At 73.8% G+C, this 22,230-nt stretch carries 24 protein-coding genes; 14 read left to right on the top strand and 10 right to left on the bottom strand.

Annotated features, from left to right (window positions below; all coding sequences use genetic code 11):
- Positions 1–30: 30 nt before the first annotated feature.
- Complete coding sequence (locus AB0B33_RS20865; RefSeq protein ID WP_360774124.1) at positions 31–906, bottom strand: SDR family oxidoreductase; 876 nt, start codon at positions 904–906, stop codon at positions 31–33.
- Between the two features lie 83 nt (positions 907–989).
- Here AB0B33_RS20865 and AB0B33_RS20860 point away from each other — a divergent pair, with 83 nt between their 5' ends.
- Positions 990–1,562: a helix-turn-helix domain-containing protein gene (locus AB0B33_RS20860; RefSeq protein ID WP_360774121.1), complete on the top strand. Its 573-nt coding sequence runs from the start codon at positions 990–992 to the stop codon at positions 1,560–1,562.
- A 2-nt stretch (positions 1,563–1,564) separates the two neighbouring features.
- On the opposite strand, the gene AB0B33_RS20855 is transcribed toward AB0B33_RS20860, so the two are convergent.
- Entirely contained in the window at positions 1,565–2,551 is a 987-nt protein-coding gene (locus AB0B33_RS20855) for a winged helix-turn-helix domain-containing protein (RefSeq protein ID WP_360774118.1), read from the bottom strand.
- Between the two features lie 259 nt (positions 2,552–2,810).
- On the opposite strand from AB0B33_RS20855, the gene AB0B33_RS20850 reads away from it, so the two are divergent.
- Positions 2,811–3,443 carry an RICIN domain-containing protein gene (locus tag AB0B33_RS20850; RefSeq protein WP_247019954.1) on the top strand — a complete coding sequence of 211 codons (633 nt, stop codon included), beginning with the start codon at positions 2,811–2,813 and terminating at the stop codon, positions 3,441–3,443.
- Positions 3,444–3,552: 109 nt separating this feature from the next.
- Complete coding sequence (locus AB0B33_RS20845) at positions 3,553–4,338, top strand: DeoR/GlpR family DNA-binding transcription regulator (protein ID WP_360774163.1); 786 nt, start codon at positions 3,553–3,555, stop codon at positions 4,336–4,338.
- Here the strand turns inward: AB0B33_RS20845 and AB0B33_RS20840 are convergent.
- The gene (locus AB0B33_RS20840; RefSeq protein WP_247025027.1) at positions 4,335–5,231 is read right to left on the bottom strand and encodes an ROK family protein; all 897 of its coding nucleotides are present in this window, start codon (positions 5,229–5,231) and stop codon (positions 4,335–4,337) included. The two genes, AB0B33_RS20845 and AB0B33_RS20840, sit on opposite strands and share 4 nt — an antisense overlap.
- Positions 5,232–5,426: 195 nt before the next feature.
- On the opposite strand from AB0B33_RS20840, the gene AB0B33_RS20835 reads away from it, so the two are divergent.
- Positions 5,427–5,636 carry a CbtB-domain containing protein gene (locus tag AB0B33_RS20835; RefSeq protein ID WP_086864381.1) on the top strand — a complete coding sequence of 70 codons (210 nt, stop codon included), beginning with the start codon at positions 5,427–5,429 and terminating at the stop codon, positions 5,634–5,636.
- Between the two features lie 18 nt (positions 5,637–5,654).
- Positions 5,655–6,413, top strand: coding sequence for a CbtA family protein (locus AB0B33_RS20830; protein ID WP_360774115.1), 759 nt, complete (start codon positions 5,655–5,657; stop codon positions 6,411–6,413).
- On the opposite strand, the gene AB0B33_RS20825 is transcribed toward AB0B33_RS20830, so the two are convergent.
- Both AB0B33_RS20825 and AB0B33_RS20820 read right to left on the bottom strand, forming a co-directional pair.
- Positions 6,414–7,895: a cobyric acid synthase gene (locus tag AB0B33_RS20825; RefSeq protein WP_360774112.1), complete on the bottom strand. Its 1,482-nt coding sequence runs from the start codon at positions 7,893–7,895 to the stop codon at positions 6,414–6,416. It abuts the gene before it with no gap.
- A complete protein-coding gene (locus AB0B33_RS20820; protein ID WP_360774109.1) occupies positions 7,892–8,818 on the bottom strand; it encodes a cobalamin biosynthesis protein in 927 nt (308 codons plus the stop codon). Before AB0B33_RS20820 ends, AB0B33_RS20825 begins: the two co-directional genes overlap by 4 nt.
- Positions 8,819–8,854: 36 nt before the next feature.
- On the opposite strand from AB0B33_RS20820, the gene AB0B33_RS20815 reads away from it, so the two are divergent.
- The 4 genes from AB0B33_RS20815 to AB0B33_RS20800 all read left to right on the top strand — a co-directional run bounded on the left by AB0B33_RS20815 (position 8,855) and on the right by AB0B33_RS20800 (position 12,154).
- Complete coding sequence (locus tag AB0B33_RS20815) at positions 8,855–9,457, top strand: bifunctional adenosylcobinamide kinase/adenosylcobinamide-phosphate guanylyltransferase (protein WP_360774106.1); 603 nt, start codon at positions 8,855–8,857, stop codon at positions 9,455–9,457.
- Positions 9,458–9,469: 12 nt separating this feature from the next.
- Positions 9,470–10,483 carry a nicotinate-nucleotide--dimethylbenzimidazole phosphoribosyltransferase gene (cobT, locus tag AB0B33_RS20810; protein WP_360774103.1) on the top strand — a complete coding sequence of 338 codons (1,014 nt, stop codon included), beginning with the start codon at positions 9,470–9,472 and terminating at the stop codon, positions 10,481–10,483.
- A 241-nt stretch (positions 10,484–10,724) separates the two neighbouring features.
- Entirely contained in the window at positions 10,725–11,432 is a 708-nt protein-coding gene (locus AB0B33_RS20805; protein WP_360774160.1) for an adenosylcobinamide-GDP ribazoletransferase, read from the top strand.
- Between the two features lie 32 nt (positions 11,433–11,464).
- Positions 11,465–12,154: a YafY family protein gene (locus AB0B33_RS20800; protein ID WP_247019941.1), complete on the top strand. Its 690-nt coding sequence runs from the start codon at positions 11,465–11,467 to the stop codon at positions 12,152–12,154.
- Here AB0B33_RS20800 and AB0B33_RS20795 read toward each other — a convergent pair.
- The 5 genes from AB0B33_RS20795 to AB0B33_RS20775 form a co-directional block, all read right to left on the bottom strand.
- Positions 12,138–12,494, bottom strand: coding sequence for a VOC family protein (locus AB0B33_RS20795; protein ID WP_247019939.1), 357 nt, complete (start codon positions 12,492–12,494; stop codon positions 12,138–12,140). The two genes, AB0B33_RS20800 and AB0B33_RS20795, sit on opposite strands and share 17 nt — an antisense overlap.
- Positions 12,495–12,575: 81 nt before the next feature.
- Positions 12,576–13,592, bottom strand: coding sequence for an Rv2231c family pyridoxal phosphate-dependent protein CobC (cobC, locus tag AB0B33_RS20790; protein WP_360774099.1), 1,017 nt, complete (start codon positions 13,590–13,592; stop codon positions 12,576–12,578).
- Entirely contained in the window at positions 13,585–14,916 is a 1,332-nt protein-coding gene (locus AB0B33_RS20785) for a cobyrinate a,c-diamide synthase (protein ID WP_360774096.1), read from the bottom strand. Before AB0B33_RS20785 ends, cobC begins: the two co-directional genes overlap by 8 nt.
- Positions 14,910–15,524: a cob(I)yrinic acid a,c-diamide adenosyltransferase gene (gene cobO, locus AB0B33_RS20780; protein WP_360774093.1), complete on the bottom strand. Its 615-nt coding sequence runs from the start codon at positions 15,522–15,524 to the stop codon at positions 14,910–14,912. Before cobO ends, AB0B33_RS20785 begins: the two co-directional genes overlap by 7 nt.
- Positions 15,524–17,482, bottom strand: a complete 1,959-nt coding sequence (locus AB0B33_RS20775; protein WP_360774090.1) for a putative cobaltochelatase — start codon at positions 17,480–17,482, stop codon at positions 15,524–15,526. The genes cobO and AB0B33_RS20775 overlap by 1 nt, the downstream gene beginning before the upstream one ends.
- Positions 17,483–17,549: 67 nt before the next feature.
- Between AB0B33_RS20775 and cbiE the strand changes: the two genes are divergently transcribed.
- The 5 genes from cbiE to bluB all read left to right on the top strand — a co-directional run bounded on the left by cbiE (position 17,550) and on the right by bluB (position 22,212).
- Complete coding sequence (gene cbiE / locus AB0B33_RS20770; RefSeq protein ID WP_360774087.1) at positions 17,550–18,743, top strand: precorrin-6y C5,15-methyltransferase (decarboxylating) subunit CbiE; 1,194 nt, start codon at positions 17,550–17,552, stop codon at positions 18,741–18,743.
- Positions 18,744–19,065: 322 nt separating this feature from the next.
- Positions 19,066–19,827 (top strand): precorrin-4 C(11)-methyltransferase, encoded by a 762-nt coding sequence (cobM, locus tag AB0B33_RS20765; RefSeq protein WP_360774084.1) that lies wholly within the window; start codon positions 19,066–19,068, stop codon positions 19,825–19,827.
- Entirely contained in the window at positions 19,824–20,840 is a 1,017-nt protein-coding gene (locus AB0B33_RS20760) for a Gfo/Idh/MocA family oxidoreductase (RefSeq protein ID WP_360774082.1), read from the top strand. Before cobM ends, AB0B33_RS20760 begins: the two co-directional genes overlap by 4 nt.
- Positions 20,837–21,556 carry a cobalt-precorrin-6A reductase gene (locus AB0B33_RS20755; protein WP_360774079.1) on the top strand — a complete coding sequence of 240 codons (720 nt, stop codon included), beginning with the start codon at positions 20,837–20,839 and terminating at the stop codon, positions 21,554–21,556. Before AB0B33_RS20760 ends, AB0B33_RS20755 begins: the two co-directional genes overlap by 4 nt.
- Positions 21,553–22,212 carry a 5,6-dimethylbenzimidazole synthase gene (gene bluB, locus AB0B33_RS20750; RefSeq protein ID WP_360774076.1) on the top strand — a complete coding sequence of 220 codons (660 nt, stop codon included), beginning with the start codon at positions 21,553–21,555 and terminating at the stop codon, positions 22,210–22,212. Before AB0B33_RS20755 ends, bluB begins: the two co-directional genes overlap by 4 nt.
- Positions 22,213–22,230: the final 18 nt, after the last annotated feature.

Raw genomic sequence — 22,230 nt, 5'->3', positions numbered from 1 at the left:
GTCGCCACCTCCGCCGGCGCTGTCCCACTCCTACCCGAAGTAGTGGCCCTTCTCGACGTCTTCGAGGAGGCCGGGCCGCGTCGGGCGCCAGCCGAGCAGCTCCTGCGTGCGCGCGCTGCCCGAGGGCTGGTCCACCGACAGGATCAGGCCCAAGAAGCCCAGCTCCCCGGCCGGAACCGACGTGGGCGGCAGGTTCAGCCGGGTGCCGATCACCGCGGCCAGGTCGCGGATCGCCACGCCTTCGTCGCCGACCGCGTGCAGCACCGCGCCCGCCGGGGCCTGCTCCAGCGCCAGGCGGAACAGGTGCGCGGCGTCCACGACGTGCACCGCGGGCCAGCGCTGCGTCCCGTCGCCGACGTAGGCGGAGACGCCCTTTTCGCGGTCCAGGCCGATCAGCTGGGCGATGAAGCCGTGGCTGTCACCTTCGCCGTGCACCGACCGCGGCAGGCGGACGACGGACGACCGCACCCCGCGCCCGGCCATCGCGACCACCGCGCGGGCGATCTCGGTGCGGCCCGCCACCGGACCGGCGCCGTCCGGGTTGTCGTCCTCCAGCGACGCGCGCCCGGGCACGACCGGCGTGCCCGACGCGACCACGAACGGCTTGCCGGCCAGCGCCGAGCCCATCGCTTCGACGGCCCGCGCGTCGGTCTCGATCGTTTCCTCGATCCGGCTGAAGTCGTGCCCGAAGGCCAGGTGGACGACGCCGTCGGCGTCCGCTGAGGCGTTCCGGAGCAGCTCGAGGTCGGTCAGGCCGCCGCGGAGCGCCTCGCCGCCCATGGCCTCGATCGCGGCCGCCGAGGCGTCCGACCGGGCCAGCCCGGCGACCTCGTGGCCCGCGCCCAGGAGTTCGGGGACGAGGGCCGAGCCGATCCAGCCCGACGCACCGGTGACGAAAACACGCATGACGACCTCCGCGCAGTGATGACACTTGGTGTCATCACCATAGCACCGTGATGACACCGAGTGCCATCGCCTAAGCTGGGCCCATGAGCCGGTGGGAGCCGAACACGCGCGAGCGGCTGATGCGCGCCGCCGTGGCGGAGTTCCTCGACCGGGGCTACGAGAGCGTCACGGTCGCCGAGATCACCGAGCGGGCCGGGCTCACCAAGCGCACGTTCTTCCGCCACTACGCCGACAAGCGCGAAGTGCTGTTCGCGGGCCAGGACATCCTGAGCCGCCTCTTTTCCGAATCGATCGCTTCGGCGCCCGCGGAAGCGACGCCGGTCGAGGCGATCTCGGCGGCCCTGACGGCGATCGGCGAGGTGTTCGGTCCCGAGCGGCGCGAGTGGGCGCGCAAGGTCCAGGTGGTGGTCGCGGGCCACAGCGACCTGCGGGAACGAGAGTTGCTCAAGCGCGCGAAACTGCGGGCCGCGACGGCCGAAGCGTTGCGGGAACGCGGCGTCGGCGAACCGGCGGCGAGCCTGGCGGCCGAGATCGGCGGCCTCGCCTTCACCACGGGCTTCCAGCGGTGGGTGGAGCCGTCGAACGAACGCGGCTTCGGCGAGCTTTGCCGGGAAGCGCTGGCCGAGCTGGTGGCGGCGACCGCTTCACTCGGCTGACGTCAGCTGTCCAAGAGAGCGCTTCCCAGCGGGGTGAGCGAGTGCAGCACGGTGTTGCGCTCCCGGTGCGTGATGATCAGCCCGGCGCGCCGCAGCACCGTCGTGTGCTTGCTGACCGCCGACGGCGTGACCCCCAGCCGGGCCGCCAGTTCCGACGTCGAGCAGCCGACCGCCAGGATGGTCAGCGCCGCCGCGCGGGTCGGGCCCAGCAGGTCCGCCAGCGCGTTGCCCGGCGGCTTCCGGACCGCCCGGTCGAGGCCCGCGGCGTGCGCCGCGTGGCGGACGCACGGGTAGAGCAGCCGGGGGACGCCGCCCGGCACCGGCGGGACCAGCGCCGGGCCCACCGAAAAGTACGTCGGCACCAGCAGCAGGCCGGTGCCTTCCGACGGGAGCGAGCCGGGGAGCCCGTCGTCGGCCTCCAGGACCGGTGCCGCCCAGCGGATCTTCGGGCGCAGGCCGGTCAGGAGCGCGTCGACGCCGCCGTGGAGCAGCACCTGCGTGCGCATCCCGAGGTCCGCGTCCACCTGCGCGCACACCGCGTCCCAGCCCGGCGCGACCGCCAGGTCGTGGTAGTCCTGCATGGCCTGGACCAATCGGGGCAGGCCCGCGGTGTCGCCGTCGGCGAACGCGGCCGCCCACGACGGCAGGTCACGATCGGGCGGCGCGGTGCGCAGCGATGCCTTGAGGCTCACCGGATCCGCCTTCAGCACCGCCGCGAGCCCTGTCTCGAGGTCGTAGCGGCCCGCCGCGGGCACCAGGAACTCCGGGATCGGCGCGTCCGGCCGGCACAGCCACATCAGCACCGCCGCGGAGTCCGGCAGCCCCTGCCAGACGCGGTAGCGCCACCGGTTGAACGCCGCGGAAGCCGCGTTGCGGCCGCCGTCGCGCCGCTGCAGGAGCTGCAGGCTCGCGGCCAGCTCACCCATCGGGTCGGCCGCGGCGGCGAGGCCGACGCGGACGAGGTCCGGCAACGTCAGTTCGATGCGCACGATCCCCCCGGGTCTTTGCCCCTCCATCGGGTGAAGATCTCGTTCCGTTACATATCTGACCTGCGTTTTTGCCTCTCCGGGAAATCTTCTCGACGGGGACGGACCGGCCCTGAATGATGGTTTCAGAGACCGCTTTCGGGGGTTCGCGGTCTCGACGAGGGGGATTCGCCGGCACTTCCCGGCGCCGGGCCGCAGCGGCCCGGCGCCGGTTGCCGCGCGCCTTCGTCGTCAGCACACCGATGATCCGAAAAGGGGAACGATGACGAAGATGAAGCGCCTGATGGTGACGGTCGCCGCGACCGCGGGCCTGTTCGGCCTGATCGCCGTGCCGCAGGCCGGCGCCGCGCCCGCCGACGGCAAGGGCACCGCGGTCTCGTCGCTCGGCCAGCTCAAGCTGCGCCCGGCGAAGGTGGCCGGCGTCCAGCAGAAGAAGTCGACGAACACGATGGCCGCCGCGGCCGTCGACCCGGGCCCGTACATCATCGAGTCCGCGGCCTTCGGCCGCTGCTGGGACGCCGACGCGAACACCATCAACGCCAACGGCACGAAGGTCCAGCTGTGGGACTGCAACGACACCGCCCCGAACCAGGCGTGGTGGCTGACGCAGAACCCGGAGGGCTACTACCGGTTCCAGAACTACCAGAGCGGCCGGTACCTCGACGCCGACGCGAACTCGATCGGCAAGAACGGCACCAAGATCCAGCTCTGGGACTTCCAGGCCGGTGGCAAGAACCAGTGGTGGAGCCTGACCGAGATCCCCGAGGGCTACCTGCGCCAGCAGACCCCGGCCAGCCCGCGCTACCTGACCGCCGAGGGCACGGTGGGCGGCAACGGCACGAAGCTGCAGCTGTGGGACTTCATCGCGGGCGGCAAGTCCCAGTGGTGGTTCTGATCCGCTAGGCACCGGAACGCGGGCCCCGCACGGGGCCCGCGTTTCCGCGTCCCGGCACCGTCACGCGTAGTACCTTGGCAGCTCGGGAAGGTGCTGCGGAGGGATGGGCTTGGACCGGCACGAACGGCTCAGCGCACTGCTGGACATGGTGGGGCAGCGGGAAAAGATCGACGTCGAGGCCTCCGCGGATGAGCTCGACGTCTCCCCCGCGACGATCCGGCGCGACCTTGACCACCTGGCCGGGCGCCGGCTGCTGACCCGCACGCGGGGCGGCGCGGTGGCCAGCAACGTGGCCTACGACCTGCCGCTGCGGCACAAAGCCGCGCGCAACGCCCCCGAAAAGCAGCGCATCAGCGCCGCCGCCGCCGGCCTGGTCGAACGCGGCATGGTGATCGGGCTCAACGGGGGCACGACGAGCACCCAGGTCGCCCGCGCGCTCGCGCTGCGCCCGGAAGCACCCGGCCGGGACGGCTCCCCGGCGCTGACCGTGGTGACCAACGCGCTCAACATCGCCCACGAGCTGGCGGTGCGCCCGCACATCAAGATCGTGGTGACCGGCGGCGTCGCGCGGCAGCACTCCTTCGAGCTGACCGGGCCGCTGGCGACCCTGTTCCTCGACCAGATCACGCTCGACCTGCTGTTCCTCGGCGTGGACGCGTTCGACGCCGAGCGCGGCGCGTACGCCCACCACGAGGGCGAGGCGAGCATCAACCGGCTGATGGCTTCGCGGGCCCGGCACGTGGTGGTGATCGCGGACAGCGGCAAGCTGGGCGGCCACGCCTTCGCCCGCATCTGCGACACGACGGCGGTCGACCGGCTGATCACGGATTCGGGCGCGGACCCCGGCCACGTCGCGGCGTTCGAAGCGGCCGGGGTCGACGTCCTCCTGGCTTAGCCGTCCAGCAGGTCCAGAGCCAGCAGGCCGGCGCCCAGGCGGCCGGCTTCGTCGCCCAGCTTCGCGATCCGCAGCTCCGGCATCGTCTGGAACGTCAGGTGCGCGGCCAGCCACTCGCGCACCGGCTCCAGCACGTAGTCGGCCGCGGTGAACAGGCCGCCGCCCAGGACGATCACCTCCGGGCCGAGCAGCGTCAGCAGCGTCCGGATGCCGTGGCCGAGCCCGTCGAGGGCGTCCTGGACCACCGCGACCGCGACCTCGTCGCCGCCGCGGGCCAGCTCGACCACTTCGCGGGCGCCGTCGGCCGGGCGGCCGGTGCGCTCGGTGTAGCGGCGGGCGATCGCGGCCGCCGACGAGATCGCCTCCAGGCAGCCGGTCGCGCCGCAGCCGCACTTGCCGGGGTGGCCCACGTCGATGTGGCCGACCTCGCCCGCCTGCCCGTGCGCGCGGTGGATCCGGCCGTCGAGCAGCAGCGCGGCCGCGATCCCGGTGCCGACCGGGATGAACGCCGCGTTCGTCGCACCCTGCCCGGCGCCGACCCGGAACTCGGCGATGCCGCCCGCGGTGACGTCGTGCCCGAACGCCACCGGCAGCCCCAGCCGTCCTTCCAGGAGCTCGCCGAAGTGCACTTCGCGCCAGTCGAGGTTGGCGGAGAAGTGGCAGATCCGGGTCTGCTCGTCGACGATCCCGGGCACCACGACGCCGACGGCGGCGGGCTGCCCGGTGCCCGCCTGCTCCGCCAGCGCGGCCACGATGTCCACGACCTGCGCCGCCAGCGCCGTCCCGTCCGCGCTGCGGGCCGTCTCCGCCCGCAGTGCCGCCTGGGGCTGCAGCTGCTCGTCGAGCAACGCCGCCTTGATCGTCGTCCCGCCCACATCGAGGGCCGCCACCATTCGAGTCACCGCGGCATTGTCACATTGACGCGCGCGGAACGGCGGACCTACGCTCAACCGGCCAGACGAGGAGATTCCGGAACGCGGTGCAAGTCCGCGCGGTCGCGCCACTGTGACCCCCGCCAGGGGGAAGCCAGACCCGGACCCTCGTGACCGACCCCGATGAGGCCGCGAAAGCCCGAGGAGGCCACGCTCATGTCCCACCCGGCAGTTCCCGCCGTCCCGCTCCCGATCCGCATCCCGATCCGTGAGATCGTGCCGTGGGCGGTGTTCGTGGTGCTCCTCGCGCTGATCGCGCTGTACTTCGTGAGCGCCGAGCAGGGCGCCACCGCGGTGTTCGCGAACATGTACGTCCACGAGTTCGTGCACGACGGCCGGCACCTGCTGGCCTTCCCCTGCCACTGATCGGCGGCACGCACTCCCATGATGAAGACCCTGCTGGTCCGCGGCATGCTCGCGGGCCTGATCGCCGGTGTGCTCGCGTTCGGGTTCGCCTACGCCTTCGGTGAGCCGTCGGTGAACACCGCCATCGGCCTCGAAGAGTCCGGCGGCCATTCCCACTCGCACGACGCGGGCACCGGCGCCGAGCCCGCTGGAGAGCACGAAGAGGAGCTCGTCCCCCGGGACGTCCAGAGCACCGCCGGCCTGCTCGCCGGCGTCCTCGTCTACGGCGTGGCGATCGGCGGCCTGCTCTCGCTCGCCTTCGCGTTCGCCCAAGGCCGGCTCGGCAACCTCCGGCCGAGGGTGACGGCGCTGCTGCTCACCGCGGGCGCGTTCGCCGTGGTGTTCCTGGTGCCGTTCCTGAAGTACCCGGCCAACCCGCCCGCGGTGGGCCAGCCGGGCACGATCGGCTCGCGCACCGAGCTGTACTTCGGGTTCGTCGCGGTGTCCCTGCTCGCGGGCATCCTCGCGACGGTGTTCGGCCGCAAGCTGGCCGACCGCTTCGGCGCCTGGAACGGCTTCCTCCTCGCCGCGGCGGGCTACCTCGTCGTGATCGGGGTGGTGGCCTGGCTGATGCCGGTGGTCGACGAGGTCCCGGCGGAGTTCCCGGCGTCGACGCTGTGGAGCTTCCGCACGGCGTCGGTCGGCACCCAGGTGACGCTGTGGCTCGCGCTGGGCCTGGCGTTCGGCGCGTTCGCGGAGAAGGCGTTGAACAAGAAGACCGTCGCCGTCGCCGCCTGACTAGGGAGCGCCCGGCGGGACGAACGGAAGTCCCGCCGGCGCGCCCCGGTCGAGCAACGCCAGCAGCGTCGCCGCGTCCAGGTGCTCCTCGATCGCGTCCGCGAGCTTGTCGAGCATTTCCTCGCGCAGGTCCCCGAACCCGGACGCATCGGGCGCCGGGGCCCACTCGATGCCGGCCTGCGCCGCCGCTTCGGTGAGCCACGCGCGGCGGAAGGCATCGTTCTCGAAGGCGCCGTGCCACATCGTGCCCCACACCGGGCCGGCGCGTACACCGTCCAAAAAGGACTCCGCGGCGGTGTTCACAGTCACCGAACCGTGGTGAATCTCGTAGGCGAGCACGGGGTTGCCGCGCCATTCGCCCGACGGCCGGGCGAGGACCTTCTCGGCGGCGAACGTCACCCGCGCCGGCAGCAGGCCGAGGCCGGGCACCGCACCGGCGCCGGACTCGACGTCGTCCACAATGGACTCCGCGAGCATCTGGTAGCCACCGCAGATGCCGAGCACCGGCCGGCCGGCGGTCTTACGGGCCGCGACCGCCGTGTCGAGGCCGCGGTCGCGCAGCCAGGTGAGGTCGTCGACGGTGGCGCGCGAACCGGGCAGCACGACGACGTCCGCGGCCACGACGACGTCGGGATCGGCGGTCAGCGTCACGGTGACCCCGGGTTCCGCAGCGAGCGCGTCGACGTCGGTGGCGTTGGACGCGCGCGGGAACCGCACGACGGCCACGCGCAGGCCACGACCGTGGGCCTCCCGGCGCCAGCCCGCCGCCGCCAGCGCGTCCTCGGAGTCGATCCACACGCGGTCGAGCCAGGGCAGGACGCCCAGCACGGGCCGTCCGGTGACCTTTTCGAGGCTGTCCAGGCCCGGGCGCAGCAGGCCGACGTCGCCGCGGAACTTGTTGACCACCCAGCCCGCGACGAGCGCCTGGTCTTCGGCCGAAAGCAGCGCGAGGGTGCCGAACATCGCGGCCAGCACGCCCCCGCGGTCGATGTCGCCGACGACCAGCACCGGCAGGCCGAACCGCCGCGCCAGCCCCATGTTGACGTAGTCGCCGCCGCGGAGGTTGATCTCCGCCGGGCTGCCGGCGCCCTCGCAGACGACGACTTCGTAGCGCCCGCTGAGGTCCTCGAACGCTTGGAAGGCGATCTCCGCGAGCCCGGCCCGCCCGGTGGCGTACTCGCCGGCTTCGAGCGTCCCGAACGGCTTCCCGAGCGCGACGACGTGACTGCGCCGGTCGCTGCCGGGCTTGAGCAGCACGGGGTTCATGGCGGCCTCGGGCTCGACCCCGGCGGCGCGGGCCTGCACCCACTGCGCCCGGCCGATCTCGGCGCCGTCGCCGCAGACCATCGAGTTGTTGGACATGTTCTGAGCTTTGAAGGGCGCCACACGGACGCCGCGACGGGCGAGCCACCGGCAGATCCCGGCGGTGACCAGGCTCTTCCCGGCATCGGACGTCGTCCCGGCGACGAGAAGGCCGCTCATCGCGCCGCCACCGCTGCCGCGGCGAGGACCGCCGCCGCCCCGACCAGGCGGGACAAGAGCACCGCGCGCCTCAGGTCCACCGGCTCCGGGTCGCGCCCGTCCCCCAGCCTCGCCCGGCTCTCGACCTCACCGCCGTAGCTGTTCGTGCCGCCGAGCCGGATGCCCAGCGCGCCCGCGAAAGCCGCCTCGACCTGGCCGGCGTTCGGGCTGGGGTGCCGCGAACCGTCCCGGCGCCACACCCGCCAGGATTCCCGCGCCCGGCCGCCCGCGCACACCACCACGAGCGCCGCACCCAGCCGCGAGGGCACCAGGTTGGCCACGTCGTCGGCCCGCGCCGCGGCCCAGCCGAAGTTCCGGTACCGCGGGGAGCGGTAGCCGACCATCGCGTCGAGCGTGTTGAGCGCCCGGTAGCCGAGCAGGCCCGGCAGCCCGGCCACCGCACCCCAGAACAGCGGCGCGACCACGGCGTCCGACGTGTTCTCGGCGATCGACTCGGTGGCCGCGCGGGTCAGCTCGGCGGTGTCGAGCGTCGTCGCGTCGCGCGCGCAGAGGTGCGAGAGCCGCTGACGCGCTCCGGGCACTTCGCCCGCTTCGAGCAGTCTGGCCATTTCGGCGCCTTCGGCGGCGAGCCCACGGCCCCCGAGCACGACCCAGGTGGACGCGGCAGTGACCGCGAAGCGCGCGAAAGGGCTTCGCCGCGTCGCCGTCTGAAGCGCGACGCCCAGCCCTACGGCGGCGAAGGTGCACAACCCCGCGTACGCGACTCCGCGCGGCTTCGAGTCCGCCCACAGACGGTGTTCCAGGCGAGCCGCGGCACTGCCGAACAGGGCGACCGGATGGCCCGTTCGGGGGTCACCGAACAGAGCGTCGGCGACGTATCCGGTAACGAGTCCGGCCGCTGTTGTCCCTAGACGGAGTGGCACGTGGCGCACGGTAGCGCGTGCACCACAATGCCGGGTATGACCAAGCTGACCTACCGGCTCGCCGGGTACCTCGAGACCCTGGCACGCGCCCTCCGCCGGTACGGACGCGACGAAGGCAAGGTGCTCGTCCTGGGCGGGGTCCGCTCGGGGAAGTCGCGGCACGCCGAGCGGCTCGTCGCCGGCCACCCGCACCTCGTCTACGTCGCGCCCGGCCTGCCCGCGGGCGAAGACGACCCCGAATGGGCCGCCCGGGTGGCCGCGCACCAGGCGCGGCGGCCGTCGCACTGGAAGACCGTCGAGACGACCGACCTCGCCGGCACCCTGCGCACGGCGACCGAGCCGCTGCTCATCGACTGCCTCGGCACCTGGCTCTCCCGCGTCCTCGACGACGTCGGCGCGTGGGACCAGAAGCGCGGCTGGGAGCACCGGCTGGACGACCGGCTCGAAGACTTCCTCGCCGCGTGGGCCGCGGCGAGGGTGCCGGTGGTCGCGGTCAGCAACGAAGTCGGCAGCGGTGTGGTGCCCGCAACGTCGTCCGGACGGCTGTTCCGTGATGTGCTGGGCGCACTCAACAACCGGGTGTCCGCCGACGCCGACCGGGTCGTGCTGGTCGTCGCGGGCCGGGCGCTCGACCTGTAGCTGGAGGCGCCCGTGTTCGACGTACCCGTGCCCGACCCCGCCGCCCGCGCCGCCGCGCTGGAGCGGCTCGACGGCCTGGTCAAACCGCTCGGCGCGCTCGGCAGACTGGAGGAGCTGGCGGCCTGGCTGTCCGCGGCGCACGGCAGCGTCCCGCCGCGCCCGCTCGACGACGTCCGGGTGGTGGTCTTCGCGGGCGACCACGGCGTGTCGGCGCTCTCGGCGTACCCGCGCGAGGTGACGGCGGCGATGGTCCGGGTGTTCCTGGCGGGCAAGAGCGGCGTGAACGTGCTGGCCGCGCAGGTCGGCGCGCAGGTCCGGGTGGCCGACCTCGGCGTGGATTGGGACGGTTCGGACGTACCGGCCGCGGTGACGGCCCACAAGATCCGCCGCGGTTCGGGCTCGATCGACGTCGAGGACGCCCTGGCTCCCGGCGAAGCACGCGCGGCGTTCGAGGCGGGCCGGGCGATCGCCGCCGAGGAGGCCGGCGCGGACCTGCTGATCCCGGGCGACATGGGCATCGGCAACACCGCGGTGTGCGCGGCGGTGGTCGCGGCTTCCCTGGGCCTCCCGGCCGCGGAGGTGGTCGGCACGGGCACGGGCGTGGACGCGGCGGGCCTGTCCCGCAAGACTTCGGCGGTGGCCGCGGCTTTGTCGCGGGCAGAGGGCCGCGTCGAGGACCCGTTCGACCGCCTGACGACGCTGGGCAGCGCATGCCTCGCGGCCACGGCGGGCTTCCTGGTGGAGGCGGCGGTCCGAGGCATCCCGGTCCTGCTGGACGGCGTGTTCTCCGGCGCGGCGGCCTTGGTCGCCCGGGACATCGCCCCGGGCGTGGAGCAGTGGTGGCTGGCCGGGCACCGGTCGACGGAGCCGTCGCAGGCGTTCGCGCTGAAGGCACTGGGCTTGGAGCCGATCCTGGACTTCGGCCTGCGGCTGGGCGAAGGCAGCGGCGCGGTGCAGGCGGTCCCGGCCCTGCGAGCGGCCCGGGCGATCCTGGCGGACATGGGCCTGCTGGCGGACCTGGCGTGACGCACGAGCCGCCCGGGGGCCCCGACCTGACGTCCACGGCCCCCGGCTCCGGCCCGGGCAGTTGCTGCCTGGCCGCCCCCGGGAGAAGACAAAACCCCACCACTCCCAGGGGGCCGTCCCACGTCCAGTCTACCGGCCGCCGCACCGCCGAAACCCCCGCTCGGCGATCTGTGGACAACTCAGCCACCGCCGAGCCACCTGTGGACAACCAGCCGTGAGCCGCTGGGCCGACTCCGCGCGGATGGCCGTCGGGACCCTCACCACCATCCCCGTCCCGGCGCCCCGGGTCATCGACCGCCGCACGGCGGGCGGCGCCATGCTCCTGGCCCCCCTCGCCGCCGTCCCCCTGGCGCTCGCCGCCGGGCTCGCCGCCGCCGCCGGGCAAGCGCTCCACCTCCCGGCCCTCGCCACCGCCGCCCTCGCCATCGGGGCCGTCGCGCTCGGCAGCCGCGGCCTCCACCTCGACGGCCTCGCCGACACCGCCGACGGCCTCGGCGCGTCCTACGACCGCACCAAAGCCCTCGACGTCATGCGCCGCGGCGACGCGGGCCCCACCGGCGTCGCCACCCTCGTCCTCACCCTCCTCGTCCAAGCCGGCGCCCTCACCACCCCTTACCAAGCGTTCGCCGCCGTCCTCATCGGAAGGTGCACGCTCTCCATGGCCTGCGCGAACGGCGTCCCCTCCGCGCGCCCGGAAGGCCTCGGCGCCACCGTCGCCGGCTCGGTCCCCCGCACCGCCGCGCTCGCCATCGGCCTCGCCGCGGCCGCGCTGAGCACGCTGCTGCCCGGGCTCCCCTGGTGGCGCGGACCGCTCGCCGTACTCCTCGCCTACGGAGTCACCGCCCTCCTCCTCAAGCGGTGCACGACCAGGCTCGGCGGCATCACCGGAGACGTCCTCGGCGCCGGCGTCGAAGCCGCCGTCGCGGCCGCCCTCCTCACGCTCGCCTGAAACTGTCGTACCCCACCCCTAAAGTCGGCCGCGTGAACCGCACCGACCGTCTGTACGCGCTCGTCGAAGAGCTCCGCGCCGTGGCACCGAGGCCGCGCAGCGCGCGCTGGCTCGCGGCCAGGTTCGAGGTCAGCGCCCGCACCGTGGAGCGCGACATCGGCGCGCTGCAGCAATCCGGCGTCCCGATCTACGCCGAACCCGGCCGCACCGGCGGGTACTGCCTCGACCGCGCGCACACGCTGCCGCCGGTCAACCTCACGCCCGGCGAAGCCGTCGCGATGGCGCTCGCGTTGCGCCGGCTGGACGGCACGCCCTTCCGCGCCGAAGCCGGCTCGGCGCTGCGCAAGCTCGTCGCGGCGATGCGGCAGGACGACGCCGCCGCGGCGCAGGACCTCGCTTCCCGCGTCCACCTGCTCGGCGACGCGAGCAGCCCACCGCCGATGCCGCAGGTGCTCGACACCCGCCGCGTCCTGCGCATCGGCTACCGCGATCGCGCGGGCGCCGTGACGCGGCGGGACGTCGAGCCGCTCGGGTACGTCGGCAAGCCCGGCCACTGGTACCTGGTGGCGTGGTGCCGGCTGCGCGAGGAGATCCGCGCCTTCCGCACCGACCGGATCACCTCCGTCGCCGTCACCGCCGAGGTGCCCCCGCCCCGCCCGTTGCGGCGCGAGGACCTCGACATCCCCTACGGCGTCGTCGACCAGCTCACTTTGGCGGGGTGAACACGGAAAAATGGTTGCCGGCCGGGTCGAGCAGGTGCGCGAAGGTGACGCCGACGGGGTTGACGGTGGGCGCGCGCTGCACGCGGCCCCCGGCGGCTTCGGCGCGCTCGCACGCGGCGGCGACGTCCTCGACGAGCACGGTGAAGATCGCGTAGTCCTCGGTACCGGTGGAGAGCCCGCCGCGCGAGCCGCCGGTGTCGATCACCCGGTACGCCGTGTCGGTGCTCGCCGTGTCGTCCTGCGCGACCTTCCAGCCGAAGACGTCACCGTAGAACCGTTCGGCGGCCGCCGGGTCGGTGGCGCCGATCTCGAACCAGGCGACGTCGTTGAATCCGGGCATGCTGTTCCCTTCGCTGCCACACCGGGTGTTTCCCGGCTCCGCCCACTCTGGGCGGTGGCGGCGACAGCCCCCTGTCGGTGTTTAGCGAACTTCTTCCAGCGCCTTCAAGAACGCGTCCGTCGTCGCGCGGTCGCGCACGGCCAGGCGCAGGTGGTCCGGGCCGAGGCCGGGGAACGTGTCCCCGCGGCGGACCGCGTAGCCGGCGTCGCGCAGCCGCTCCCGCAGCGCCGCGCCGCCGGGAGCCCGCACCAGCACGAACGGGCCGCGCGGGTCGCCGAGCACGGCAACGCCCGCCGAAGCCAGCCCGGACACCAGGTATTCGCGGTCGGACTCCGCCGCGTAGGCCAGCTTCTCGGCTTCCTCCAAAGCGGACGGCCGGCAGCACGCCACCGTGGCGACCCCGGCCAAGGTCGACACCGACCACGGCACCTGCACCGCCCGCAGCCGCTCGACGACGCCGGGTTCGGCGAGCACGTACCCCGCCCGCAGCCCGGCCAGGCCCCACGTCTTGGTCAGGCTGCGCAGCACGACGACACCGGGGTGACCGGCGGCGAGGCTTTCCCCTTCGCCGGGCACCGCGTCCAGGAACGCCTCGTCGACCACGAGCAGCCGCCCGGGCCGCGTCAGGGCCAGCAGCGCGGAAGCGGGGTGCAGCACCGAAGTCGGGTTGGTCGGGTTGCCCACGAACACCAGGTCGGCGTCGGCCGGGACCAGCGCCGGGTCGAGGACGAAGCCGTCCGTTTCGGACAGGATCACGCGCGAAACGTCGTGCCCGGCGGCCCGCAGCGCGGCCTCCGGCTCGGTGAACTGCGGGTGCACGACGACGGCGCGGCGCGGCCGCAAAGCCGACGCCAGCAGTGTGAACGCCTCCGCGGCACCGGCCGTGACCAGGACTTCTTCCACCGCACGCCCGTGCCGCGCGGCCACCGCCGCCGCGGCGTCCACCGAGGAGGGATAGGCCGCCAGAGTGTCCAAAGCGGACACCAGTTCGGCACGCAGCCAGGAGGGCGGCCGCGGGAGGCGGACGTTCACCGCGAGGTCCACGAGCCCCGGCCCGACCTCGCGGTCGCCGTGGTGGTGGAGGTCGTAGTCAGGCACGGGCCCGCACCCGCGCGGCGAACCGGTGCGCCAGCTCCGGGTACCCGGCCCAGTGGACGTGCAGGTAGGACGCGTGCAGCGTCGGCGACGCGAACCCGTCCAGCTGCCGGTCCCAGCCCCAGGCCGCCTTAGCGCCGTGCGAAGGCGTCACCTCGGTGCGGTGGAACTCGTGCCCGGTGACGCGCTGCCCGGCCGCGGCCAGGAGGTTGTCCTCCACGGCGACCGCGCGCCGGTAACCGAGCTTGCCGCGGGCGGTCATCTTCGCGTCCGCGGGCACCGCACCGACCATCGGGAGGCCATCCAGGGACTGGCACAGGTAGAGGAGCCCGGCGCATTCGGCGCTGACCGGCATCCCGCGCTCGATCGCCGAAGCGACCTGCGCGCGCAACGCCGTGTTCGCCGACAGCTCGGCCGCGTGCACCTCCGGGAACCCGCCGCCGAAGTACAGCCCGGCGCACCCCTCGGGCAGGGCTTCGTCGCGCAGCGGGTCGACGTCGACCACGTCGACCCCGCACGCGGCCAGCAGCTCGACGTTCTCGGTGTAGCGGAAGGTGAACGCCGCGCCACCGGCGGCGGCGACCGTCACGCGCGGACCGTCCACACCGTGCGCTTCCCACGGCGGCGCCGAAAGCCGCGGTGCGGCGGTCGCGATCCGGACGATCGCTTCGAGGTCGACGCCTTCGGTGACCCACGCGGCCAGCGCGGGCAGCACGTGCTGCGCTTCCGCGGCCCGTTCCGCCGCCGGGACGAGCCCGAGGTGGCGGCTCGGCGCGTGGATCTCCTCGTTGCGGTACAACGCGCCCAAGAGCGGGACGCCGGTCGCCTCCAGCGCGGAGGCGATCTCGTCGAGGTGGCGCTGCGAGCCGAGCTTGTTGAGGATGACGCCGGCGAGCCGCACACGGTTGTCGTAGTGGGCGAAGCCGAGCACGGTCGCGGCGACACTGCGCGAGGCGGCCGAAGCGTCGACGACGAGCACGACCGGCGCGTCGAGCAGCCGGGCGACGTGCGCGGTCGAGGCGTACCCCTCGGTGCCGAGCGCGCCGTCGAACAGGCCCATCACGCCCTCGATCACGGCGATGTCGGCACCGGCCGAACCGTGGCGCAGCAACGGGATCAGCAGGTCCTCGCCCTGCAGGAAGGGGTCGAGGTTGCGCGCGGGCCGCCCGGTGGCGAGCGCGTGGTAGCTCGGGTCGATGAAGTCCGGCCCGACCTTGTGCCCGGACACGCGGTGCCCGGCCGTGCGCAGGGCCGCCATCAGCCCGGCGGCGACGGTGGTCTTGCCGTGCCCGGAGCCGGGCGCGGCGATCACCACGCGCGCTACCACTCGATCCCCCGCTGGCCCTTCTGGCCGGCGTCCATCGGGTGCTTCACCTTGGTCATCTCGGTGACCAGGTCGGCGGCTTCGATCAGCTCCGGCGGCGCGTACCGGCCGGTGATGACGACGTGCTGGTGCCCGGGCCGCGAGACCAGGGTGGACACGACGTCGTCGACCTCGAGCCAGCCCCACTTGAGCAGGTAGGAGAACTCGTCGAGGACGTAGAAGCCGTGCGCCTCGGCCGCGAGCCGGCGCTTGATCTCCGCCCAGCCCTCACGCGCGTTCGCCGCGTGGTCGTCTTCGGTGCCGGACTTGCGCGCCCAGCTCCAGCCCTCGCCCATCTTGTGCCACTCGACCGGGCCGCCCTCGCCGGTGTCGTCGTGCAGCTTGCCCAGCGCCTTGAACGCGGCTTCCTCGCCCACGCGCCACTTCGCCGACTTGACGAACTGGAACACGCCGATCGACCAGCCCTGGTTCCAGGCCCGCAGCGCCATCCCGAACGCGGCCGTCGACTTGCCCTTCATCTCGCCGGTGTGCACGGCGAGCAGCGGCCGGTTGCGGCGCTGGCGCGTGGTCAGCCCGTCGTCCGGCACGGTTTCCGGTTTGCCCTGCGGCATCAGGCGGCCCTTCCGGTCCGGGCGCGGACGGCGCCCGCCAGCGATTCGGCGGCGACGTCGGCGAGGGGAACGTGGTCCGCGCCCAGGTGGGCGGCGAGGTCGGCGGCCAGGCCGAGCCGCATCTTGCCGCTCTCGCAGTCCATCACGACCGTCGTGACGCCGGTCAGGAGCCCGGCGGCGGCCTGGGCGCGCGCGACGGCGTCCGGGCCGCTGGTGGCGCGGCCGTCGGTGACGACGACGAGCAGCGGACGGCGCCGCGGGTCGCGGATCTCCTCGACGCGCAGCACTCGCGCGGCCTCCAGCAGCCCTTCCGCCAGCGGCGTCCGGCCGCCGGTGGGCAGGCCTTCGAGGCGGGACGCGGCGGCGTCGACGCTGATCGTCGGCGGCAGCGCCAGTTCGGCGGCGGCACCGCGGAACGTGACCAGCCCGACCTTGTCCCGGCGCTGGTAGGCGTCGAGCAGTAGCGACAGCACCGCGGTCTTGACCTCGCGCATGCGGGCCTTCGCGCCCATCGAGCCGGACGCGTCGACGCAGAACAGCACGAGGTTGCCCTCGCGGCCTTCCCGCCGCGCGTACCGCAGGTCTTCGGGACGCAGCTTCAGCGCGGCGCCGTCGCGGCCGCGGGCTTTCTGGTGCGGTGCCGCGGCTTTGACGGTCGCGACCAGGTGCGGTCGTCCGTCGCGGACGCTCGGCGGCTGCACGCCGATGGTGCGGCCGCTGTCGGTGATCGCGCGCGAGCGCCGGCCACGCTCGCCCTCGCCCGTGCCCTTGACCCGGAAGACCTTGGCCTTGAACGTTTCCCCGGCACCGACGGTCTTCTGCTGCCCGCCGTTCTGGTGCTGCTGCGGCTGCTGCCCCTGCGGAGCGTCGCCCTGGGGAACCTCCTGCGGGGCCTCGTCCGGCGTCGAACCCGAGCCGGGGCCGTCGTCCTCGGGACCGGGCTGCTCTCCCGCCCCGGCGTCCTGCAGGGCCTGCTCCAGCTGCTCTTCCGAGATGCCGGGCGCGTCGAACGGGTTGCGGCGGCGCCGGTGCGGCAGCGCGAGCCGCGCGGCGACGCGGACGTCTTCGGTGGTGACCTCGTCGCGGCCGGCCCAGGCCGCGTGCGCGACCGCGGTGCGGGCGGTCACGATGTCCGCGCGCATGCCGTCCACCTCGAAGGACGCGCAGATCTCGGCGATCTGGCGCAGGGCGTCGTCGGGCAGCTTGACCGCGGGCAGGAGCTTTTGCGCCGACTCGATCTCCTCGGCGAGCCGGGCGTCTTCTTCGGCGTACCGCGCGGCGAAACCGTCGGGATCGGCTTCGTAGGCGAGGCGCCGGCGGACGACCTCGACGCGCTGCTCGGGGTCGCGGCTGGAGGCGACCTCGACGGTCAGCCCGAACCGGTCCAGCAGCTGCGGGCGCAGCTCGCCCTCTTCCGGGTTCATGGTGCCGATCAGCACGAACCGCGCCGCGTGCGAAACGGAAACGCCTTCGCGCTCGACGGTCGCGCGGCCCATCGCGGCGGCGTCGAGCAGGGTGTCGACGAGGTGGTCGTGCAGCAGGTTGACCTCGTCGACGTAGAGCAGCCCGCGGTGCGCGGCGGCGAGCAGGCCGGGCTGGAAGTCCGTGACGCCTTCGGCCAGCGCGCGTTCGAGGTGCAGCGAGCCGATGACGCGGTCTTCGGCCGCGCCGACCGGCAGCTCGACCAGCTTCGCGGGCCGCCGGTGCGCCGCGGCGCCGTCGTGCGGGCCGTCCGGGCAGAGCGGGTCGGGCGCGGCGGGATCGCAGGAGAACCGGCACCCGTCCACGACGTCGACGCCCGGCAGCAGCCCGGCGAGCGCGCGGACCATCGTCGACTTCGCGGTGCCCTTTTCGCCGCGCACCAGCACCCCGCCGACGGCGGGCGAAATCGAGGAGAGGACCAAGGCGAGACGCAGGTCCGGCAACCCGACGACGGCGGTGAACGGGTAGGGCTTCAACAGCACTCCTGAGGTCGGCGACCGGCCGATCATCGCACAGCGCCCGCCTCGCTTAGGGTGGGAAATCGTGCGCGAAAAATCACGTCGACCTGGCTCGGAACAGGCGGCACCCGACGGCCCCGCCCGCCTGACGGTGGTGGGGATCGGGGCCGACGGGTGGCCCGGCCTGTCCGAACCGGCCCAGGCCCTCGTCCTCGGTGCCGACGTCGTGCTGGGTGCGCCGAGGCAGCTCGCGTACCTGCCGCCGGAGGTAGGCGGGGTGCCGTGGCCCTCGCCGCTGCTGCCGGCGCTCGACGCGTTCATCGCGGAGCACGAAGGGCAGCGGATCTGCGTCCTGGCCAGCGGGGACCCGTTTTTGTCGGGGGTCGGCACTACGCTCGTGGCACATGGATACGAGGTCGACGCGTTCCCCGCGGTCTCGTCGGTGACACTGGCCCGGGCCCGGCTGGGCTGGTCCGCCGAAGAGACCGAGGTGGTGACGATCGTCGGCCGCTCGTCGGCCCGCGTCGCCCGGGTGCTGGCCCCGCGGCGGCGGGTGCTCGTCCTGGGCGCCGACGCGACGGCTCTGCGCTCCCTCCTCACCGTGCGGGGGTATGGCGAGAGCGAGCTGTTCGCGCTGGAGAACCTGGGCGGCCCCGAGGAGCGCATCACCGACGGCTGGTCCGGCGACCCCGGCCCGCTGACGGTGTTCGCGCTGGAGTGCGTGGGTCCGGCGCTGCCCCTGATCGGCATCCCGGACGACGTGTACGCCCACGACGGCCAGCTGACGAAGCGCGACCTGCGGGTTTCGGCCCTGTCGAGGCTCGCGCCGAGCCCCGGCGAGCTGCTGTGGGACGTCGGCGCGGGCGCGGGCAGCGTCGGCATCGAGTGGTCGCGGCTGAACGGGCTGAACCGGGCGATCGCGATCGAGCGAGACCCCGAGCGAGCGGAGCGGATCGGCCGCAACGCGGTGGACCTGGGCGTACCGGAACTGGAGGTGGTGACGGGAGAGGCACCGGAGGTGCTGAGCGCGTTGCCGGCCCCGGACGCGGTGTTCATCGGCGGCGGCGTGACGGTGACGGGAGTACTGGAGGCATGTGTGGCCACGGGAGCGCGCGTGGTGGCGCACGGGGTGACGGTGGAGGCGGAACAGGTGCTGGCCCGGGCGTACGCGGAGCACGGCGGCGAGCTGGTGCGCATCGGCGTGGAGCGAGCGGCCCCACTGGGCGGCTTCACGGGCTGGTCGCCGGCCCGGGTGGTGACGCAGTGGAGCAGCCGATGAGCACGGAAAGCAGCCGCACACGGCCGAGGCCGAGCGGGCGGCCGAGGGCCACCATCGCCAACCGCACCTGGCCTAGTTGGAGCGGGCGGCCAACCACCGCCACCACCGACCGCACACGCCCGAGTCCAAGCGGGCGGCCAACCACCGCCACCACCGACCGCACACGCCCGAGTCCAAGCGGGCGGCCGAGGGCCACCAACGCTGGGCGCACCTGGCCGAGGCTGAGCGCGCGGCCAACCACCGCCACCACCGACCGCACACGCCCGAGTCCGAACGGGCGGCCAACCACCGCCGCCGCCGGCCGCATCCTCGGGAGCCGCCGGTGACCGTCCACTTCATCGGCGCCGGGCCCGGTGCCGCCGACCTCATCACCGTGCGGGGGCGGGACCTCCTCGCCCGGTGCGGCGTCTGCCTCTACCCCGGCAGCATGACGCCCACCGATCTCCTCGCCTACTGCCCGCGGGAGGCGATCCTCATCGACACCGCGAACCTCGCGCTCGAAGCGATCGTCGCGCGGATGGTCGGTGCGCACCAGGACGGGAAGGTCGTCGCTCGGCTGACGTCCGGGGATCCGTCGCTCTACAGCGCCGTCGCCGAACAGATGCGGCGGCTCGACGTCGCCGGTGTCCCGTACGAGGTCGTCCCCGGCGTGCCCGCCTTCGCCGCGTCGGCCGCCGCGCTGAAACGGGAGCTCACCGTGCCCGAGATCGGGCAGAGCCTCGTCATCACGCGCGTCCAGGCGCGGTCCACGAAGATGCCGCCCGGGGAGACGCTCGCCGGGTTCGCCGCCACCGGGGCGACGCTCGCGCTGCACCTCGCCATCAACCACGTCGAGCGGGTGGCCGGCGAACTCGTCCCGCACTACGGCGCCGACTGCCCCGTGGCCGTCGTCGCGCTCGCGAGCCAGCCCGGGGAAACCGTCGTGCGCGGAGTGCTGGGCGATCTCCCCACGCTCGTCCGCGGAGCCGGGATGACCCGCGCGGCCACGATCTTCGTCGGGCGGGTGCTCGCCGCCACGAACTTCCCCGACAGCTTCCTCTACTCGAGTGCCCGTGACCGGGCCGACCAACCGGAGTCGTTGTGACGGAACTGCGCTGGGGCCTGCTGGCCGCCGGGACGATCGCCGGCCACTTCGCCGCGGGTGTCCAAGAGAGCGAGCACGGCACGCTCGCCGCCGTCGGCGCGCGAGATGCCGGGCGGGCGCGGGACTTCGCCGCGCGGTTCGGCATCCCGAAGGCGTACGGCAGCTACGAAGACCTCCTCGCCGACCCCGGCGTCGACGCCGTCTACGTCTCGACACCGCACGCCCTGCACAAGGACTGGGCGATCGCCGCCGCCGAGGCGGGCAAGCACGTGCTGTGCGAGAAGCCGCTGACGCTCACCGCCGCCGACGCCGAAGAGGTCATCGCCGCCGCGCGGGCGCACGACGTCTTCCTCATGGAAGGGTTCATGTACCGGCTGCACCCGCAGACGCGGCGGCTGGCCGAACTCATCGCGAGCGGCGCGATCGGCGAAGTCCGCGCGGTCGACACCACGTTCTCCTTCGACAGCAACCCCGAAGAGACCGCCCGCCTCAGCGATCCGGCGCTCGGCGGGGGCGGGATCCTCGACGTCGGCTGCTACTGCACGTCGCTCGCCCGGCTGGTCGCCCAGGCCGCGACCGGCGAAGACGTCGTCGAGCCGCTCGAAGTCAGCGGGATGGCCCGGCTGAGCGAGCACGGCGTCGACGAGTACGCGACCGGCCTGCTGCGGCTGCCCGGCGACATCCTCGCGACGATCTCGTGCGGCATCCGCCTGACCCGCGAAGACGGCATCCGCGTGTACGGCTCGCGCGGGCACCTCCACATCCCGCGGCCCGCCTGGATCCACCCGCTCCGGACGCCGGGCACGTCGCAGATCATCCTGACGCCGGCCGGCGGCGAACCGGAGGTCATCGAGGTCGAAGCGTCCCAGGGTGTCTTCGCGCGCGAAGCCGACCACGTCGCCACGCACGTCGGGAATCGGCAGGCCCCCGAGCTGAGCTGGGCCGAAACCCTGGCCAACCTGCGGACTCTCGACCGGTGGCGCGAGGCCGTCGGGTACGGACGTCCCCGGTGATCCTCATCCTCGGCGGCACCGGCGAAGCGCGGGAACTCGCCGAAGACCTGACAGCGCGCGAAGTCCGCGTTGTCTCTTCGCTCGCGGGACGCGTGGCGCGGCCGCGGTTGCCCGTCGGCGAAGTGCGCGTAGGTGGCTTCGGCGGCGCAGAAGGACTCGCGGCGTGGCTCCGCGAGAACGACGTGAAAGCCGTCGTCGACGCCACGCACCCCTTCGCCGAACGCATCGGCGCCAACGCGGCGAAGGCGGCCGGGCTCACCGGCATTCCCCTGCTGCGGCTCGCCCGCCCGGGCTGGCAGCCGGGCCCCGGGGACGTCTGGCACTGGGCGGACGACCTCGCCGACGCCGCGAAAAAGCTCCCCGAACTGGGGAACCGCGTGTTCCTCACCAGCGGCCGCCAAGGGCTGCCCGCCTTCGCGCACCTCGACGACCTGTGGTTCCTGATCCGCTGCGTCGACCCGCCCGAGCCGCCGCTGCCGCGCCACCACGAGCTGATCCTCGCCCGCGGGCCGTACGAAGCGGCCGCCGAGCGTGAGCTGCTCGGCCGCGTCGACGTCCTGGTCACCAAGGACTCCGGCGGCGGCCGGACCAGCGCGAAGCTGACCGCGGCCCGGGAGCTGGGCAAGCCCGTCCTGGTCGTCCGGCGCCCGCCGCGGCCGGCGACCGAGACCGCCGCGACCGTCCCCGAAGCCGTCGAATGGGTGCTGCACCGATGATCGAAGAGTTCTACGAGGTCCTGCGCAAGCGGCGGGACGTCCGCGGCGAGTTCACCGGCGCGCCCGTCCCGGAAGCGACTCTGACGAGGGTCCTGGAAGCCGCGCACGCCGCGCCCAGCGTCGGGCTCACCCAGCCCTGGGACTTCGTGCTGGTCGACGACCACCCGACGCGCGAGAAGTTCGCGAAGCACGTCCACGAAGAGCGCGAGGTGTTCGCCGCGCAGCTGGCCGAGGACCGCGCCGGCACCTTCGCGAACATCAAGGTCGAGGGCGTCCTCGAGTCGAGCCTCGGCATCGTCGTCACCTACGACCCGGCCCGCGGCGCGCCCGACGTGCTCGGCAGGCACGCCATCGCCGACGCCGGCCTGTACTCGGTGTGCCTGGCCATCCAGAACCTGTGGCTCGCCGCCACCGCGGAAGGCCTCGGCGTCGGCTGGGTGAGCTTCTACCGGGAGCCGTTCCTGAGCGAGCTGCTGGGCATCCCGGACGGCGTCCGGCCGGTCGCGTGGCTCTGCGTGGGCCCGGTGAGCCGGCTCGAGAGCGTGCCGGACCTGGAGCGCCACGGCTGGCGCAACCGCCGTCCCCTGACGGAGGCGGTCCACCACGGGCGGTTCACCCCACGTGATCCGGGGGCTGCGTCAGCCGCCGACCGCTGACCCGTTAGCGTTGCGCCG

It is taken from the genome of Amycolatopsis sp. NPDC049159, assembly GCF_040648295.1.
Lineage (GTDB): Bacteria > Actinomycetota > Actinomycetes > Mycobacteriales > Pseudonocardiaceae > Amycolatopsis > Amycolatopsis pretoriensis_A.
This window is presented reverse-complemented; position numbering and strand designations above follow the sequence as displayed.

What these genes read in the sequence shown, in the direction of transcription:
- AB0B33_RS20865 (WP_360774124.1), bottom strand. Translation starts at nt 906, where the DNA reads ATGCGTGTTTTCGTCACCGGTGCGTCGGGCTGGATCGGCTCGGCCCTC.
- AB0B33_RS20860 (WP_360774121.1), top strand. Translation starts at nt 990, where the DNA reads ATGAGCCGGTGGGAGCCGAACACGCGCGAGCGGCTGATGCGCGCCGCC.
- AB0B33_RS20850 (WP_247019954.1), top strand. Translation starts at nt 2,811, where the DNA reads ATGACGAAGATGAAGCGCCTGATGGTGACGGTCGCCGCGACCGCGGGC.
- AB0B33_RS20840 (WP_247025027.1), bottom strand. Translation starts at nt 5,231, where the DNA reads ATGGTGGCGGCCCTCGATGTGGGCGGGACGACGATCAAGGCGGCGTTG.
- AB0B33_RS20835 (WP_086864381.1), top strand. Translation starts at nt 5,427, where the DNA reads ATGTCCCACCCGGCAGTTCCCGCCGTCCCGCTCCCGATCCGCATCCCG.
- AB0B33_RS20830 (WP_360774115.1), top strand. Translation starts at nt 5,655, where the DNA reads ATGATGAAGACCCTGCTGGTCCGCGGCATGCTCGCGGGCCTGATCGCC.
- AB0B33_RS20825 (WP_360774112.1), bottom strand. Translation starts at nt 7,895, where the DNA reads ATGAGCGGCCTTCTCGTCGCCGGGACGACGTCCGATGCCGGGAAGAGC.
- AB0B33_RS20815 (WP_360774106.1), top strand. Translation starts at nt 8,855, where the DNA reads ATGACCAAGCTGACCTACCGGCTCGCCGGGTACCTCGAGACCCTGGCA.
- AB0B33_RS20805 (WP_360774160.1), top strand. Translation starts at nt 10,725, where the DNA reads ATGGCCGTCGGGACCCTCACCACCATCCCCGTCCCGGCGCCCCGGGTC.
- AB0B33_RS20795 (WP_247019939.1), bottom strand. Translation starts at nt 12,494, where the DNA reads ATGCCCGGATTCAACGACGTCGCCTGGTTCGAGATCGGCGCCACCGAC.
- cobO (WP_360774093.1), bottom strand. Translation starts at nt 15,524, where the DNA reads ATGCCGCAGGGCAAACCGGAAACCGTGCCGGACGACGGGCTGACCACG.
- bluB (WP_360774076.1), top strand. Translation starts at nt 21,553, where the DNA reads ATGATCGAAGAGTTCTACGAGGTCCTGCGCAAGCGGCGGGACGTCCGC.